Origin of the sequence: Arthrobacter sp. UM1 (genome assembly GCF_020483305.1) — a bacterium.
Classification (GTDB): domain Bacteria; phylum Actinomycetota; class Actinomycetes; order Actinomycetales; family Micrococcaceae; genus Falsarthrobacter.
Genome location: NZ_JACWAB010000003.1, coordinates 56,301 through 72,495 on the forward strand (window position 1 = coordinate 56,301; position 16,195 = coordinate 72,495).

14 protein-coding genes are annotated in these 16,195 nt (G+C 66.7%); 5 read left to right on the forward strand and 9 right to left on the reverse strand.

Going from position 1 to position 16,195, the window contains the following annotated elements; all coding sequences use genetic code 11:
• Positions 1–89 precede the first annotated feature (89 nt).
• Positions 90–1,253: a C4-dicarboxylate ABC transporter substrate-binding protein gene (locus tag H9I38_RS05325; RefSeq protein WP_226337724.1), complete on the forward strand. Its 1,164-nt coding sequence runs from the start codon at positions 90–92 to the stop codon at positions 1,251–1,253.
• Positions 1,254–1,392: 139 nt separating this feature from the next.
• Here H9I38_RS05325 and H9I38_RS05330 read toward each other — a convergent pair whose 3' ends face one another.
• From H9I38_RS05330 to H9I38_RS05360, 7 genes are all read right to left on the reverse strand, one after another.
• Positions 1,393–1,881 (reverse strand): hypothetical protein, encoded by a 489-nt coding sequence (locus H9I38_RS05330; protein ID WP_226337725.1) that lies wholly within the window; start codon positions 1,879–1,881, stop codon positions 1,393–1,395.
• A gap of 88 nt (positions 1,882–1,969) precedes the next feature.
• Positions 1,970–2,494 carry a DUF6328 family protein gene (locus tag H9I38_RS05335; RefSeq protein WP_226337726.1) on the reverse strand — a complete coding sequence of 175 codons (525 nt, stop codon included), beginning with the start codon at positions 2,492–2,494 and terminating at the stop codon, positions 1,970–1,972.
• 9 nt (positions 2,495–2,503) lie between these two features.
• Positions 2,504–2,794 (reverse strand): Rho termination factor N-terminal domain-containing protein, encoded by a 291-nt coding sequence (locus tag H9I38_RS05340; protein ID WP_226337727.1) that lies wholly within the window; start codon positions 2,792–2,794, stop codon positions 2,504–2,506.
• 60 nt (positions 2,795–2,854) lie between these two features.
• Complete coding sequence (locus H9I38_RS05345) at positions 2,855–5,281, reverse strand: ATP-binding cassette domain-containing protein (RefSeq protein ID WP_226337728.1); 2,427 nt, start codon at positions 5,279–5,281, stop codon at positions 2,855–2,857.
• A 75-nt stretch (positions 5,282–5,356) separates the two neighbouring features.
• Positions 5,357–6,211 (reverse strand): hypothetical protein, encoded by an 855-nt coding sequence (locus tag H9I38_RS05350; protein WP_226337729.1) that lies wholly within the window; start codon positions 6,209–6,211, stop codon positions 5,357–5,359.
• 178 nt (positions 6,212–6,389) lie between these two features.
• Positions 6,390–7,766, reverse strand: a complete 1,377-nt coding sequence (locus tag H9I38_RS05355) for an NAD-dependent succinate-semialdehyde dehydrogenase (protein ID WP_226337730.1) — start codon at positions 7,764–7,766, stop codon at positions 6,390–6,392.
• A gap of 233 nt (positions 7,767–7,999) precedes the next feature.
• Complete coding sequence (locus H9I38_RS05360; protein WP_226337731.1) at positions 8,000–8,887, reverse strand: fructosamine kinase family protein; 888 nt, start codon at positions 8,885–8,887, stop codon at positions 8,000–8,002.
• Positions 8,888–9,023: 136 nt separating this feature from the next.
• On the opposite strand from H9I38_RS05360, the gene H9I38_RS05365 reads away from it, so the two are divergent.
• The 3 genes from H9I38_RS05365 to H9I38_RS05375 all read left to right on the forward strand — a co-directional run bounded on the left by H9I38_RS05365 (position 9,024) and on the right by H9I38_RS05375 (position 11,987).
• Complete coding sequence (locus H9I38_RS05365; protein WP_226337732.1) at positions 9,024–9,914, forward strand: trypsin-like serine peptidase; 891 nt, start codon at positions 9,024–9,026, stop codon at positions 9,912–9,914.
• Positions 9,915–9,965: 51 nt separating this feature from the next.
• The gene (locus H9I38_RS05370; RefSeq protein WP_226337733.1) at positions 9,966–10,907 is read left to right on the forward strand and encodes an L-lactate dehydrogenase; all 942 of its coding nucleotides are present in this window, start codon (positions 9,966–9,968) and stop codon (positions 10,905–10,907) included.
• Between the two features lie 288 nt (positions 10,908–11,195).
• Positions 11,196–11,987: a trypsin-like serine peptidase gene (locus H9I38_RS05375; protein WP_226337734.1), complete on the forward strand. Its 792-nt coding sequence runs from the start codon at positions 11,196–11,198 to the stop codon at positions 11,985–11,987.
• A 124-nt stretch (positions 11,988–12,111) separates the two neighbouring features.
• Here H9I38_RS05375 and H9I38_RS05380 read toward each other — a convergent pair whose 3' ends face one another.
• Together H9I38_RS05380 and H9I38_RS05385 are read right to left on the reverse strand one after the other, a co-directional pair.
• Positions 12,112–12,414 (reverse strand): HigA family addiction module antitoxin, encoded by a 303-nt coding sequence (locus tag H9I38_RS05380; protein ID WP_226337735.1) that lies wholly within the window; start codon positions 12,412–12,414, stop codon positions 12,112–12,114.
• A gap of 11 nt (positions 12,415–12,425) precedes the next feature.
• Positions 12,426–12,707, reverse strand: coding sequence for a type II toxin-antitoxin system RelE/ParE family toxin (locus H9I38_RS05385; RefSeq protein ID WP_226337736.1), 282 nt, complete (start codon positions 12,705–12,707; stop codon positions 12,426–12,428).
• 700 nt (positions 12,708–13,407) lie between these two features.
• Between H9I38_RS05385 and H9I38_RS05390 the strand changes: the two genes are divergently transcribed.
• A complete protein-coding gene (locus tag H9I38_RS05390) occupies positions 13,408–14,379 on the forward strand; it encodes a DUF3644 domain-containing protein (RefSeq protein WP_226337737.1) in 972 nt (323 codons plus the stop codon).
• The last annotated feature ends 1,816 nt before the right edge of the window (positions 14,380–16,195 follow it).

The following is a 16,195-nucleotide window of genomic DNA, read 5'->3' on the forward strand; positions in this document are numbered from 1 at the left end:
TCCTGAGGGGGCATGAGAGTTGTTCAGACGAACCGTTGCAATAACAGTACACTGTACTGACAACTCTCGAACGACCCCAGGAGACCCCTGTGCCTGCTCACTCCCCCATCCGGCACGCCGGACGCGCCGCCCTCGCCCTCGTCATCTGTGCCTCCCTGCTCCTCTCCCCCGCGGGGCCGGTCAGCGCCGCTCCAGAACCTGCCGCAAGCACCGCGGACCTCGACGGCGACGGCATCCCCGACGCCTGGGAGGCGAACGGCTATGACGCGGACGGAGACGGCGTCGTCGACATCGACTTCCCCGCGCTCGGCGCGCACCCGCACCGCAAGGACATCTTCGTCGAGATGGACGAGATGCCCGGCCTCATGGCCAGCGAGGCGGAGCTGGACGAGATCGTCCAGGTCTTCGCCCACCTCCCGGTCCGCAACCCGGACGGCACGCGCGGCATCAGCCTCCACCTGGACGCCGGCCCACTCCGCAGCGCCAAGTACAACCTCGGAGGCGGCGGAACCCAGATCGAGCACCGGAACCTGGACGGCGGCATTCGCGATGTCGTCACGCTGCGCGGCGAGAACTCGGATCCGAACCGCAAGGGCCTCTTCCACTACATGGTCTGGGCGGACAGCTACGGAACGGGGAGCTCCTCCGGGATCGCGTGGCTCAACGGGCGGGAGTTCCTCGTCACGGTGGGGCCGCGCTTCTGGGGACAGGCCTCCTCCGCCGTTCGCGTTGGCACGTTCATCCACGAGTTCGGCCACAACCTGGGCCTCGGCCACGGCGGCGACGACTCTCTCAACTACAAGCCCAACTACTTCAGCGTCATGAACTACCGCTACCAGCTCACCGGTGTCCCCAAGCCGGGCGGAAAGCGCTACCGGGGCTACTCGATGCGCGTGTTCGGCCCCCTGGACGAGAGCGCGCTCAACGAGCAGAAGGGCATCGGCGGCACCGCCAAGGGCTATGAGGCCGTCTTCAAGACGGGCGGGAAGCTGCGCAAGGGGCGGGCCGACCTCCCCCTGGACTTCGACGGGGACGGAGTGATCAGCGAGTCGCCCGTCTCCGTCGACCTCAACGGGGACGGCAAGCTCAGCGTCCTCACGGGCCCGAACGACATGGCCCTGCTCCGCTTCCAGGCGACCGCCGGCGCCCGAGGCCTGGACCGCTCCTCCCGGGACTCGCACGAGGAGCACCTCGAGGAGGAGCCGAACGAGCTCACGGCGGAGATCGCCCGCGAGATGAACGCCATCCCGTAGGGCTGACCCACGTACAGCGCCGCCAGAAGGAAGCACGGCGCCGGTCAAGGGAAACACAGCACCGCGAGACAAGGGGAAGGCCCCGCCCCCGTTCTGACCGGGGCGGGGCCTTCTGCCGTCTCAGGGCGTGCAGAGCGCGTCAGCGCGATTCGAGGTGCGTGTTGCCCTCGGCATCGGTGACGACGGCGGCGTTGCGCACCTGCGGGGTCACCGTCGGGTCGTCGAGGGCGGCCCGGCGGTCACCGGGCGCCGACTCGTGCGCGGAGCGGTCCGCCTCCCCGTACACGGAGCCCAGTCCGCTGGAGCCCTCCGTGGTGCGGCCGTCGAGGCGCTGGTGCTCGTCGACGGGGCCGGTGACGCCGTCCGCGCCGCTGCCCACGGGAACCGGGGCCACGGGACCGCTGAAGTCGTCGAAGCTCCGCACGCCGTGGTGGTGCCACGAGACGCGGACGTCCACGGAGCCGTCGTCGAGCTCGTCCACGTCCGTCCGGAGCTCGGGCACGGTGGCGCCCATGCTGATGAGCTGCTCCTTGTAGGAGGCGATGAGCGCTTCGACCGTCTCAGGGGTCCACTCGCCCTCGCTGAGGTGCGTGGACACCTGGACGGGCTCGCCTGACAGTTCTTCCATGATCGTTCCCCCTCTGCTCGCGTGGGTGTGTTCGAAGCCACACCCCTTTGTCCCTTCACAGCCTAGGACATCCGCCGGGCGGCGTGAATCAGCCCCGGCCGCCTCCGCCGCGGCGCAGCACCCGCGAGGGATAGACGACGAGCGCCCCGACGAGACTCGCGCCGAAGAGCAGCGCGACGACGACGGCGGCCGCGGGGCCCACCACGACGTACGCCACAAGGGAGGCCACGCCGAGCAGCAGCAGGCCGACGAGCACGAGGACCGCCCTCAAGACGAGGTGGCCCGAGGCGACGAGCCGGTCCTTGACGTGGCGGCCGAAGAGACGGCGGTGCATCGCCACGGGGACGAGCATGAGGATCGCCGTCGAGACGGTCACGAGCAGCGTGGCGAGGTAGATCGCCCGCGCCGTCGCGTCCAGCTCCCCGAACCGCTGCTGAAACGGCAGCGTAAGGAGGAACCCCGCCAGGATCTGCGTCCCCGTCTGCATGACGCGCAGCTCCTGGAGGAGGTCGGTCCACTGGCGGTCCCGCTGCTCGTCCGGCGTCTCGTGACGGCCCTGCCGCGCCTGCTCCTGCTCGTGCTCCTGCTCGTGCGGGAGGTGCGTTCCCGGCACCGAGTCCCCCTAGGAGTTCCGGAGGGCCGAGATGAGCTCCTCCTTGCGCAGGTCGGAGTATCCCTCCACGCCGATCTCCTTGGCCCGGTCTCTCAGCTCGTCCACCGTCCAGTCCTCGTAGGATCCGGACTCGCCGCCCTTGCGGCCCACGGAGGAGCGGCCCTCTTTCGCGGCGGCGTTGGAGATGCGCGCCGCCTTCTCCTCGGACTCGCCCTGCTTGACGAGCTCCTCGTACATCTCTGGGTCCTTGATGCTGGGATTCCCGCCCTGATTTCCGGTTCCGTTCTTCTGCTCAGCCATGCCGAGCCTCCTCGCGTCGAATCGGTGTCGAGCTCTGTCTCATCTATTGTTCACCGTCTGTCAACGGGTGGCCGCGGTGTACTCAGCGAGGTGCCGCCCGGTCAGCGTCGAGTCCTCGGCCACGAGCTCCGCGGGCGTTCCCTCGAAGACCACCCGGCCGCCGTCGTGCCCAGCACCCGGCCCGATGTCCACGATCCAGTCCGCATGGGCCATGACGGCTTGGTGGTGCTCGATGACGATGACGGACTTGCCCGCGTCCACGAGCCGGTCGAGGAGCTCGAGCAGGTTCTGGACGTCCGCGAGGTGCAGTCCCGTGGTCGGCTCGTCGAGGACGTACACGCCGCCCTTGTCCGCCATGTGCGTGGCGAGCTTGAGGCGCTGGCGCTCGCCGCCGGAGAGGGTCGTGAGCGGCTGGCCGATCTTGAGGTAGCCGAGCCCCACGTCGTCGAGCCTCTCGAGGATCCTGAGGGCGGCCGGTATGCGGGTCTCCCCCTCGGAGAAGAACGCCTTGGCCTCGGCCACGGACATCCCGAGGACCTCGGCGATGGTCCGGCCGCCGAGGCGGTATTCGAGCACCGAGGCCATGAAGCGCTGGCCCTCGCAGTCATCGCAGGGCGTGGAGACGGTGTCCATGAACCCCAGCTCCGTGTAGACCACGCCCGCGCCCTTGCAGGTGGGGCACGCACCCTCGGAGTTGTTGCTGAAGAGCGCCGGCTTGACGCCGTTGGCCTTGGCGAAGGCCTTGCGGATCGGCTCGAGCAGGCCCGTGTAGGTGGCCGGGTTCGAGCGCCGGGAGCCCTTGATAGCGCCCTGGTCCACGAACACCACGCCCTCCTCCGCCGAAATGGACCCCTGGACGAGCGAGCTCTTGCCCGAGCCCGCCACGCCGGTCACGGCCACGAGGACGCCGAGCGGGAGGTCGACGTCGACGTCCCGGAGGTTGTTCGCCGAGGCGCCGCGGATCTGAAGAGCGCCCTTCGGCTCGCGGACGCTCTCCTTGAGGCGGGCGCGGTACGCGAGGTGCCGGCCGGTCAGGGTCCCGCTCTCCCGCAGGCCCTCCACGGTGCCCTCGAAGCAGATCTCGCCTCCCTCGCTGCCGGCGCCCGGCCCGAGGTCCACCACGTGGTCCGCGACGGCGATGGTCTCCGGCTTGTGCTCGACGACGAGGACCGTGTTCCCCTTGTCCCGCAGCTGCGTCAGGAGGCGGTTCATGCGCTCGATGTCATGGGGGTGCAGGCCCGTGGTCGGCTCGTCGAAGACGTAGGTGACGTCCGTGAGGGAAGAGCCGAGGTGGCGGATCATCTTGGTCCTCTGCGCCTCGCCGCCGGAGAGCGTGCCGCTCGAGCGGTCCAGCGAGAGGTACCCGAGGCCGATGGACACGAAGGAGTCCAGGAGGTCCGCGAGCGAGCCGAGGAGCGGCCCGGCCTGGGGCAGGTCCAGGCCCGCCACCCACTCCGTCAGGTCCGTCAGCTGCATGGCGCAGACGTCCGCGATGGACTTGCCGGCGATCCTCGAGGTGCGGGCGGGCTCTGCGAGCCGCGTCCCCTCGCAGTCCGGGCAGACGATGAATGTGACCGCTCGGTCCACGAACGCGCGGATGTGCGGCTGCATGGACTCGCGGTCCTTGTTGAGCATGGACTTCTGGAGCTTGGGGATGAGACCCTCGTAGGTCATGTTGATCTTGTCGATCTTGACCTTCGTGGGCTCCTTGTAGAGGAAGTCGTGGCGCTGGCGCTTGGTGAAGTCCTTGATCGGCTTGTCAGCCGGGAAGAAGCCGGAGTTCGCCATGATGCGCACGTTCCAGCCGTCCCCCGTGTAGCCGGGGATCGTGAAGGGGTCCTCGCTGAGGGACTTGGACTCGTCGAAGAGCTGCGCGAGGTCCAGGTCCGTCACGGACCCCATGCCCTCGCAGCGCGGGCACATGCCGCCCACGCGGGACCACGTGGTCTTCTCCGCGATGGTCTTGTCCCCGCGCTGGACGGTGACGGCGCCGGAGGCGGAGACGGACGGGACGTTGAAGGAGTAGGCGTTGGGCCCGCCGATCCGCGGCTCGGCCAGGCGGCTGAAGAGCAGCCGCAGCATGGCGTTCGCGTCCGTCACCGTGCCCACGGTGGAGCGGGAGTTGGCGCCGAGTCGCTCCTGGTCCACGATGATCGCCGTCGTCAGCCCCTCGAGGCGGTCCACGTCGGGCCGCGCCATCGTGGGCATGAACCCCTGGACGAACGTCGAGTACGTCTCGTTGATCATGCGCTGGGACTCCGCCGCCACCGTGCCGAAGACGAGGGAGCTCTTGCCCGAGCCCGAGACGCCCGTGAAGACCGTCAGCCGCCGCTTCGGGATCTCGAGGCTCACGTCCTTGAGGTTGTTCTCCCGGGCGCCGGAGACGCGGATGAACTCGTGCCGGTCGGCCGCATGGACGCGCGAGGGGCCGGCGGCCGCCGGATCGGCGGCGAGAGGGTCAGTGACAGTGCTGTCAGCGGGATGCATGGGGCTCCGGGGGGGGGACGACGGCGAGAGGGCCCGCCGCTGTTCGCGCCGGGCCCTCTCATCATACGAACCGGGTCAGACGGAGCGGCCCTTGGCGGAGACGGCCTTGAGCAGGGCCTCGGCGTCCGAGGAGACCTGAGCGCTCTCCGAGACGACCGTGTAGTACCCCGTGTCCGTGAAGCGGATGTACTGGGACTGGTTCTGCGTGCCGCGGCCGCCGGCGCCGTTCGCGGTCATCGTGGTCTGGACGGTGTAGTTCGTGCCGCCGTCCGCCTCGGTCTTGGTCACATCGTTCTCCACGGTGGCCGAGCCGCCGTCCGCGGAGACCGTGAAGGTCTTGCACTTCGCCAGCAGGCCTTCCATGGCCTTCTGGGCCGCCTTGCCGTCGATCCCCTCCTTGCCCGTCACGACGAGCCGGCCCTTCACGTTCACCGCCGCCTCGTAGTAGCCCTCGCTCGCCGGCGAGACGGACTCGGGATCGGAGAACTTCGCGCACTCCTTGGGCGAGACCTCGAAGCCGGCCTTGCTCCAGGCCGAGACCTTCTGGGTGAGGCTCTTCTTGAACTGCTCCGCTCCGAGCGGCGAGTAGGCGCCACCGGCGCGCTCGGCGAGGTCCTGCGAGGCCGAGGCGGAGAAGCGCTCCCCGTGCGGTCCGGCGGGGCGGGCGTCCGAGGGCGTCTCGCTCGCCGAGCCGGAGGAGGAGCCGCCGGACGATGGGTTCTCAGACGGGCTCTCGGAGGGGCTCTCAGAAGGACTCTCCGAGGCGCTGGGAGTGCCTGAGGAGGATTCAGACGCAGACGAGCTGGACGAGGGCGAGGAGCTGCCCGATCCGCCGCCCTTGGACTCCTGTCCGCCGCCGAGTCCGCATCCGGCCAGAATGAGCGCCAGAGAGGCAGTGCCTGCCGCGAGCGCGTTCGCCTTCGTGTTCATGTCAACCCCCGTGTGACGTCCGGCACCTTCTTGGTGAGGTGCCCTCATTGTAGCCAGGGGCAGACGACAGCGCCGGACGCACGAGCGCCCTCACGCCCGGGCCCGCCCACGCAACCCGGACCAGACGCACGAGCGCGCCCGCGGCCTCAGGCCGGGGCGCGCTCGCAGGGGGGCGGAATCAGAGCGCGTCCGCCACCCGGACCAGACGCTCGTTGACGAACTCGCGGACGCCCTGCTCCGCGAGCTCCCGGCCGTAGCCGGAGCGCTTGACGCCGCCGAAGGGCAGGCCGGCCTTCGTGGTGCCGTGCTCGTTGACGTAGACCATGCCGGCGTCGATCCGGCGGGCCACCTCGGCGGCCTTCTCCGGGTCGGCGCTCCACACGGAGCCGCTCAGGCCGAACGGGGTGTCGTTGGCGAGCTCGATGGCCTCCTCCACGTCCTTGACCGCGTAGACCACGGCCACGGGGCCGAAGAGCTCCTCCTCGAAGGCCCGCATCTCGCGGGTGACGCCCGTGAGGACGGTGGGCTGCATGAAGGCGCCCGGGCCGTCCTGCGCGGAGCCGCCGGTGTGGACGGTGACGCCCTTGGACGTCGCGTCGTCGAGCAGCTCCACGAGCGTGTCTCGCGCGCCGGTGGAGGAGAGCGGGCCCATGTCCGTCTCCTCGTCCAGCGGGTTCCCCACCTTGGTCGCCTTGACCGCGTCCACGAGGACGTCGAGGAACCGCTCGTAGTGCTCCTCGAGCACGATCATGCGCTTGGGCGAGTTGCAGGCCTGCCCCGCGTTGCTGAGGCGGGCCGTGGCGGCCGTGTTGGCGATGGCCTCGATGTCGCCGTCGAGCACGATCATGGGGTCCGAGCCGCCGAGCTCGAGGAGGGACTTCTTGAGGTTCCGCCCCGCGCCTTCCGCGACCTTGGCGCCGGCCGCCTCGCTGCCCGTGAGGGACACGCCGCGCACTCCCGGGTCCTCGAGGGCGGTCTGGATCTGGTCGGGATCGGCGAAGAACGGCTGGAACACGTCCTCGGGCAGGCCCGCGGCCGTGAGGATCTCGTCGATGACCAGGCAGGACGCCGCGCAGATGCCCGCCGGCTTGAGGAGCATCGTGTTGCCGAGCAGGATGTTCGGCGCCGCGAACCGGGCCACCTGGTAGTACGGGAAGTTCCACGGCATGACGCCCACGAGGACGCCGAGCGGCATCTTCTCGACGACGGAGCTGCGCGCGCCCTGCGGGTCCAGCTCCTGCGGGGCGAGGAGACCCTCTGCGTTGTCCGCGTAGTAGCGGAAGATGCCCACGCAGATGCCGATCTCGGCGCGGCCCTGCTCGAGCGGCTTGCCCATCTCGCGGGCGATGAGCTGGGCCATGGACTCGGTTCGGCGCTCGAACTGGTCCGCGGTCTTGCGCAGGACGTCCGCGCGCTCCTGGACGGACGAGCTCCTCCAGCGCTCGAACGCAGCCTGCGAGCGGTCCACGGCCTTGCCTGCGTCCTGGTTCGAGAGGGACTCGAACTCCTTCTCGACCTCTCCGGTGGCGGGGTTCTCGGTGCGGTACTGAGCCATGCTTCCTCCTTGGGTGGAACCGGAAGCGCGGTTTTCCTTCTGAACATATTTTCTAACGCGCAACCGGAGCGTTTCTTTTTCACTCGAGCGGACTATTCCGCCCGGGGCGATGAAATCATTTTGTACGGTCCACGTTGCCCCTGCTCACTCGGCAGGTCAAGGGGCGGGGCCTCCCATACGGCCCGTTTCGCACGCAGAGGAATTCCGGTTTCCTGCCGGGATCCGGGAATTCCTCAGGCGTATTCGCGGAGCACCGCGAGCGCCTGGTTCCCATATCCTCCGCCGAAGAGGATCGCGTGCACCAGCAGCGGGGTGAGCTGGTTCCAGCGGATGCGCTCGCGCCAGCCGTCCGCGGGCGGGTTCTCGGCCTCATACGCCTCGAACGCCGCGTCCCCGAAGCCGCCGAACAGCTGCATCATCGCGAGGTCCGCCTCCCGGTGGCCCCAGAACGCGGCCGGGTCGATGAGCCAGGAGCGCCCCGAGCCGTCCACCATGCGGTTCCCCACCCAGAGGTCACCATGGACCAGCGCCGGCTTCTCCTCCGGCCCGCAGATCTCCTCCGCCCGGCGCTCGACGGCGTCCAGGAGGCCCAGCGCCTCACTCGGCATGGCCCCGGAGTCCACCGCCTGCCGGGTCAGCGGGCGCAGGCGGCGCTCGAACAGGAACTCGGGCCACGTCCGGGCCGGGGTCAGGTCCGTCTCCACGGCGCCGAGGTAGCCGGTGCGCGCGCCGTCGATCCCTCCGAACTGGGAGTTCGAGGCGCGGTGGAGCTTCGCGAGGCCGCGTCCGAGCTCCTCCTCCGTCTCCCGGGCGCTGAGGCGAGGCTCCTCTGAGGGGTGGGAGCCCTCGGGGATCCATTCGAGGACGATCCCCTCGCCCGTGCCGCGGACCACCTCGGGAACGCGGAGCTCGGCGGGAGCGTGCTCGCGGAGGGCCTCGAGCCCGCGGGCCTCGCTGAGGAAGAGCTCCGGCGGGTGGTCGCCGGTCTTGAGGAAGAGCGGTCCGGAGTCCGTCTCAAGGCGGAAGGACCGGGCGATGTCCCCGCCCGCCACGGGCCGGGCGCTGCGGACGCCGAGGCCCTCGGTGAGCGCGGACGGGATTCCCTGCGCGAGATCAGCCATGCGGCCAGGCTAGACCCGAGCCCGGCGGCCCTGCCAGAGCGCGTCTCATGGCTCTGTCTCAGGCAGCCCCGGTACCCTGGGAAGGCCGGGCCCCTCCCGGTTTCCCCGCCCAGCGCAGAAGAGACACCGCCCTCCCGTGCCCGCTCGCCGCCTCCCCTCCCCGTCCCCCAGCAACGCCCGCCTCCGCGCCGCGACGCCCCAGCGCGCCTCGCAGCGCCGTTCGCGTCGCGCCTCGGGGCTGTCAGCGGGACGCCGGTTCCGGAGGGCTCTGGCCATCGCGGTCCTCGCGGGCTGCCTGGCGCTGCTCGGCTTCTCCCCTGCGTCCGTGGGCTCCACGCAGGCCACGGAGTTCCAGGGCACGCTCCCCACGGGCGCCCTCTTCGACAACCCGGACGGGACCGGCGACCACAGCTGCACGGCCTCCGTCATCAAGAGCGAGTCCCGGGACACGATCATCACCGCGGCCCACTGCGTGACCGGCGACGGCACCTCGATGTCCTTCGTCCCGGACTACGATCAGGGGAAGGCCCCGTACGGCGTCTGGAAGGTGGCCAAGGCGTACGTGGATCCCCACTGGAGCAGCTCCCAGGATCCGCACTATGACGTCGCGATCCTGACCGTCGCGCCCCACACCGTCAAGGGCCGCTCCGTGGACATCCAGGACATGACGGGCGGCTATGCGCTCGGCCAGCTTCCGCGCAACGACGAGCGGGTCTTCATCCCCGCGTACAACGCCGGCTCCGGCGACAGGCCGATCCGCTGCACCACCAAGATCTACTACACGGCGGGCTACCCCGGCTTCGACTGCAGCGGCTACGACACCGGCGTGAGCGGCGCTCCCCTGCTCACCACCGTGGACGGCGTCCGGTACGTCTCAGGCGTCATCGGGGGCCTCTACCAGGGCGGCTGCTCCTCCTCCACCTCCTACGGGACCCCCTTCGGCCAGCAGGTCAAGGCGCTTCTTGCGCGGGCGGCCGGCCACAAGCCGACGACGGCGGTGCCCGAGCCCGAGGGCAACGGCTGCTGAGGCACCCTCACCGTCTCTCAGGGCGGGGCCGTTCTCACTAGAGTTGAGGACATGAGCGATCGCGTTGTCCTGATCGGCGCGGGAGATGTGGGCGTGGCCTATGCGTACGCCCTCGTCAACCAGGGGCTGGTCCATGAGCTGTCCGTCATCGACATCAACGAGCAGAAGGTCCGGGGCGAGGTCATGGACCTCAACCACGGCGTGGTCTGGGCGCCGAGCCCCACGCGGGTCAAGGCGGGCACGTATGCGGACTGTGCGGACGCGGACGTCGTCGTCATCACGGCCGGCGCCGCGCAGAGGCCCGGCGAGACGCGGCTGGACCTGGTGGGCCGCAACGTGCAGATCTTCCGCGGGATCGTGGGGTCCGTCATGGAGGCGGGGTTCTCTGGGATCCTGCTCGTGGCCACAAACCCCGTGGACGTCATGGCGTACGCGGCGTGGCGGTTCAGCGGGCTGCCGGCGGAGCGGGTCATCGGGTCCGGGACCGCGCTGGACTCGGCGCGGCTGAGGTTCATGCTGGGACAGCTCTACGGGGTGGCGCCGGGGTCGGTACACGCGGCCATCATCGGCGAGCACGGGGACACGGAGGTGCCCGCGCTCTCCTCGGCGAACATCGCGGGCGCTCCCCTCTCCCGGGACCTGGACGCGGTGCCGGGGCGGCGCGAGGAGATCGAGCGGATCTTCGACGAGACGCGGACCGCCGCCTACCAGATCATCGACGCGAAGGGCTCCACGTCCTACGGGATCGGCATGGCCCTGGCGAGGATCACGCGGGCGCTGCTGAGGGACGAGGACGCGGCGCTGCCCGTGTCCACGCTGCTCTCGGGGCAGTACGGGATCGATGACCTCTACATCGGCGTTCCGGCGGTGCTGGGGCGGTCCGGGGTGAAGAGCGTGGTGGAGCTGTCGCTGTCTGCGGACGAGTCGGAGGCCCTGAAGCACTCGGCCGAGGTGCTGTCCGGGATCGTGGAGGACGCGGGGCTGCGCAGGTAGCCGCTCCTCCCCCGTTGAGGCCCGGGCGGGCGCGGGGCGGGGCAGGGCGCGACGAGCGGGGCCGGGCGCGGAAAGCGGGGCCGAGCGCGGAAAGCGGGGCCGAGCGCGGGGAGCCGGGAGCCGGGAGCCGGGACACATAGTTTCTTTTGAAGTCTCTGGCGAATGCGTACCATCCGGTCCTTGAGCGGGTCGCGCTCCCCAAGCGGGGTTCACAGCGCCGCGGGCCCGTCTCACAGGATGGCTGGATAGTCTCAGGGGCGTTCTTGCTCTCTTCCCCCGGGAGAACTGATGCTGTTCCGCCGTCGCCGTTCGCTCCTCTCAGCCCTGACCGCCCTCGCCGCCTCCGCCGGACTCGCGGCTGCTGGCTCCGGCGCGGGGGCCGCTGTTCCCTCCGCGACCTCGTTCGGCGGGCATCCTGCGGTGGGCGCGCTGTTCTCCAACCCGACGGCGACGGGATCGCACGGCTGCACAGCCTCCGTGGTGGCGAGCACGTCCGGGGACACCGTCCTCACGGCGGCGCACTGCCTGCGTGGGAACGGAACGGGCTACTCGTTTGTGCCGCAGTACCGGGCCGGGGCCAAGCCGTTCGGCCTGTGGAGCGTGACGCGGGCGTACGTGGACCCGCGGTGGGTGGCGACCCAGGACCCGAAGTACGACGTCGCCATTCTCACCGTGGCCCCGCACACCGTGAACGGCGTTTCTCGGAACATCCAGTGGTTCACGGGCGGGTACCGGATGCACTGGGCGCCGTACACGGGCAATTCCCTATATGTCCCGGCGTACAACGGCGGCTCCGGCGATATGCCGATTCGCTGCACCGCACCGAACTACTACACGTCCGGGTTCCCGGGCTTCAACTGCAACGGCTACTACGACGGCGTGAGCGGAGCCCCGTTCATTCTCATGCAGGGCGGCGTGAACTATGTGGCGGGTGTGATCGGCGGTCTGCACCAGGGCGGGTGCTACCCGCAGACGTCCTACAGCTCGCCGTTCGTGACGGCGCAGCAGAATCTCCTGGCGCGGGCGCAGTCCCACGCGGCGGCGGATGTACTACCGGTGCCGGGATCGGATGGGTGCTGAGGGGTTCTGGTTTTCGGGCGCCGGAGGCGGGTGCGCCGGGGGTGCCTAGTATATTTGGAATTCCCTGGCAGATGCGTACCATCCGGCACTGAAGCGAGTCAGAGCCCTCGGGCGGGTCCGCCGGTCACGCTGGAGTCAGCGTCTTGATCTCCCTCAGCTGCTCCTCCAGAAGATCATGCTGGACGCGCAACTCATAGTGCGACTGCAGGTTGGCCCAGTACTCAGCAGACGTGCCGAAGTACTTGCCAAGCCTCAGCGCAGTGTCAGCCGTGATGGCGCGCTTGCCATGGACGATCTCGTTGATCCGCCGAGGCGGAACCCCGATTGCCACCGCAAGCCGGTTCTGGGTAATGCCAAATCCCTGGATAAAGTCCTCCATCAGGACCTCCCCGGGATGGATCGCTGGAATCTTCTCTGTCTGCCTCATGCCCGCTCCTCTCAGTGATAGTCCGTCAGCTCAACGTCTTCAGCGGATCCGTCCCGCCACGCGAAGCAGATCCGCCACTGGTCATTGACTCTGATGCTGAACCGCCCGCTTCTGTCTCCCTTGAGGCGCTCAAGCCTGTTGCCGGGCGGGACTCGCAGATCCATGACGTCCACGGCCGCGTGCAGCGACTCAAGCTTCCGCAGGGCCCCCCGCTGAATCCTCTGGTCCACACCGGCGACGAAGCGCCGGTCCCAGACCCGGGCTGTCCGCTTGTCTCGGAAGGATCTGATCACGATACCCAGTATATAACGCTGTACGTTATTAACGCAATGCGCTACTCTGAAGAATCTGCTGCGTGTCGGTCGCCTACGAGTCGCGGCATCGAGCGTACACACGGCCGAGCTCGGACTGACTCGAGGAGTAGAAAGGCAAGAGGCCAGCCGCCTAGCACGCAATACCTAGCCGACGGCGCAGGTCAGCAAGCGGAAGTGCACCAATCGAGAGGGTCGCTCGCCCCATCCGCTCACTGGACTTCGGCCATCCTTCACCGTCAGACCACGACCCCGGGGCATTGAATCAACATGGCGCCTCGTAGCTGATTCTCTCTTCCGCTGATCAAGACCGACGCACGATAGCCCACCACCTTCATGGGGACGCTCGTGAAGGCTAAAGAACCGGCCTGTGGGCCCTCGGGGACTCGTGCGCTTCGAGACCACAGACCCTGGCCGAACCTGCGACCCGACCCCCGACACCCGAACGGGGCAGTGCATGAACGGCGGGTTACGGATTCCCCCTCACCCCACAGGCGCACGCTGCAACCGCGCACTGTCGAGACCAATCGGGCGAAGCCTTTGACCACAGGCCGAGACAAATACAATGACACAGCCTGCCATCTCCCCAGAAATGTCAATGTAGGCACCTACTCTCAATGAGGTCACCGATAGTGCACTAAGGAGCACAGCAATGCCTAGGCCTTCCGTCTCGTCCCGCCGCATGGTGGCCAACTCTCTCTCCGCCATGCTCGCAGCCATTGAAATTTACAACAAGCCGCGCGTGGAGTACCGGGATGAGGTCACAACGCTACTGGTGGTCAATGCATGGGAGCTGGCCTTGAAGGCAGCACTCAAGAAGGCCAACAAGCCGATCTTCTATAAGAAAAAACGCGGCGAGCCCTACCGGACATTGGCCGCCGAAGATGCCCTAAAGCAGGTAGTCAATCACAAGCTGTTTCCATCCAGCATTGACGGCAACTCCCTTTCCGCAAACGTCAGCGCCCTCATCTCGTACCGCAATCGAGCCACGCATCTCTACGCCGCCGACCTCGGCGAGATGATCTACCCCTTCCTGCAGACTAGCGTCCTAAACTTTCGAGACTTCGCGCTCAGCCACTTCCGCAAAGACCTCGCCGACTCGATCACATGGCAGTTGCTCCCCCTGGGGGCCAAGGCCCCTTCCGAACCGGTGCAATTCATGACGGCAGGGCCGTCGACCACCGCAGTCGCAGAGGTGCAAGAATTCATCGACGAGCTTCGCGGCATCATCGACCGAGCCGAGGCTCACGGCGCAGACATGCAACGTGTCGCCGCCGTGTACGACGTGCACCTCCAATCGACAAAGACAGTATCCACCGCCGACCTTGTGGTATCGGTCAACCCCGAAGGCCAGCGCGTTGTCGTAAGAAAGACAGACCCCAATCAGAGCCATCCCTTCAGTGCAACCGAGCTGCTGGAGCGCGTCAACGCTAAGCGCGAGGGGCGCAAACTAACCTCCTACGACCATCAGGTCATCTGCTGGAAAGAGAACCTGCGCGCCAACTCCCGTATGGCCTGGAAGCACAAGAAGGGACTTACGCACAACTGGTCAGGAGAAGCCGTTAGCCACATGGCTCAATTGAGCGACGCCTACTACGAAAAGATTCGCAGCGAGTATCGCGCCCATCAGAACGGAAATCGCAAGAGGCGCTAACGAGGTTGCCGAAAAAATCAGCAGTGCCTTCGCTACAGTCCGACTGCTCAAGCAGGGCCGTGTTCGACAACCAGACACACGAACTCTGACAATCGAAGATCGAAGCAATGCAGGACTCTTAGGCGCCACGAAGCCTCTCGACGTCGTCCACACCTGCACAGCGAGCCGGGCGATCTGCCGACTTTCTGCGGCGTTACCCCTGATGGAGACAACCTGCCCCGAGGCGAGCAAATAGGAACATATATAGCCACCATCACCGATACTTCATAACCTGAATTTCGGACTAATATCCTGCACGACCTCCACCCGGGTGAGGTCAAGAACCATGTTACCCGCGGGAGGACCACCGTGATAACACTTTGAGAACTTCTATTACGCAGCACAAGAGCATGAGGTCGACTTTACCGAATGCTTGCACGGCATCTGGAACTTAAATGCTTTTTCGGGCCACTCAGTACTGTCAACGACCGACGTTCCATCCCAGGAAGTCAACGTAAACGTTCTCACCTTCCCTGATGGAATTGGAGATTCCTCGCCATTGACTTATTCCTCGTAAAAGTTGGACCACGCATGCGTCATGTGAGCTTGATTGTTACTGATCCGAGCTTTGATCGTCTGACCCGCGCCTTGTCACTTCAGGAGCTCGTGCCGGTGAGGCAGGCTGGCGAAAATATTCGGGCATAATTTCAAGCATGGACTGGTGATACTGTTCACCCGAATTCAAGATGGGCCCATACAGTGATAGCTCAGGCCGCAATCCTTGACCGATTCATTGTGTTGGGGCCGTTCTCGAAGAGACCCGATCCGCTGTCACTGGGCGCAATGAAGCCTGAGCGATTCGCGAATCGCCGGGGGCTTGCTGACCACTCTTGCGCTCCACCACTCATCCGACCCACGGCTGGTTGAACTCTGGCCGATACCTGAAACGCTGTCCTTGTTGCGCACGATGGAGAGGCAGCAAGTTGGGCGCATCTTCTCGGCACGGACGTTTCAGCCTGTGTAGCTCGAATAGCAGGCCAAGATGATACCGCGAGAGCCCTGAGCATAGTCGACGAGTCCGAGGAGCCCGTTGACCGGAAAGGGCCCCTCACCATTGGCTGCCGTGCACAAGTTGTCCGTGGTTGCCGACTTTCTTCTACTTTTGACAGCCAGGCTAGCATGTAGTTGGGGCTAGCACTTGGCAAGGAGGGGACCACAGTAGCTTTCATCGCTGGCTAGCAGTCAGTAGATCTAATGCACGACATCTGTCTCGGCCCCGAGAATTTCGTTATTGGTGCCATAGCCCAAGAAAACCCGCACACAGCACGACCTCCTTCACCTGCCCCCTCCTTGGAATGACACCCAGCCCCACCACACAGCTCGAAACCAGATGCATCGACCAGATCGAACGCGCGGAACCTGCCACCGTCGATTGGCAGATCGATGACAGCGCTCACGGTGATTCCATGAGGTTGTTCTTGATTTAGACGAGCAACCACTGGGCACATGGCAGGAATCACCCTGAATCATAGCCCATGAGCGGCCTGATTATTACAGTGCCTGCATCAGCGAGGACCCTCACCTTCTTCGACTCATGACGCAACTCTTGTATGCACAAAATCCGTCGTCGACGATGAACTAGCCGGGCCCCAATTTCCTGATGTAAATAAGTTAGCGTTTGACGCCCTTTCAGGGCGAGGCTTGTACCGAAGGACAATTAAATCAGCGTGAGACTGTTCAGATTTCAAATGCAGAACAGATTCGGCAAGACCGTCAATGACGCACATTCTAGAACTGTTTCCCAAGCAAGTAAAACGCCGAAGAAATTCACCAACAA

What these genes read in the sequence shown, in the direction of transcription:
- H9I38_RS05355 (WP_226337730.1), bottom strand. Translation starts at nt 7,766, where the DNA reads ATGGCTCAGTACCGCACCGAGAACCCCGCCACCGGAGAGGTCGAGAAG.
- H9I38_RS05380 (WP_226337735.1), bottom strand. Translation starts at nt 12,414, where the DNA reads ATGAGGCAGACAGAGAAGATTCCAGCGATCCATCCCGGGGAGGTCCTG.
- H9I38_RS05340 (WP_226337727.1), bottom strand. Translation starts at nt 2,794, where the DNA reads ATGGCTGAGCAGAAGAACGGAACCGGAAATCAGGGCGGGAATCCCAGC.
- H9I38_RS05330 (WP_226337725.1), bottom strand. Translation starts at nt 1,881, where the DNA reads ATGGAAGAACTGTCAGGCGAGCCCGTCCAGGTGTCCACGCACCTCAGC.
- H9I38_RS05375 (WP_226337734.1), top strand. Translation starts at nt 11,196, where the DNA reads ATGCTGTTCCGCCGTCGCCGTTCGCTCCTCTCAGCCCTGACCGCCCTC.
- H9I38_RS05370 (WP_226337733.1), top strand. Translation starts at nt 9,966, where the DNA reads ATGAGCGATCGCGTTGTCCTGATCGGCGCGGGAGATGTGGGCGTGGCC.
- H9I38_RS05360 (WP_226337731.1), bottom strand. Translation starts at nt 8,887, where the DNA reads ATGGCTGATCTCGCGCAGGGAATCCCGTCCGCGCTCACCGAGGGCCTC.
- H9I38_RS05350 (WP_226337729.1), bottom strand. Translation starts at nt 6,211, where the DNA reads ATGAACACGAAGGCGAACGCGCTCGCGGCAGGCACTGCCTCTCTGGCG.
- H9I38_RS05345 (WP_226337728.1), bottom strand. Translation starts at nt 5,281, where the DNA reads ATGCATCCCGCTGACAGCACTGTCACTGACCCTCTCGCCGCCGATCCG.
- H9I38_RS05390 (WP_226337737.1), top strand. Translation starts at nt 13,408, where the DNA reads ATGGTGGCCAACTCTCTCTCCGCCATGCTCGCAGCCATTGAAATTTAC.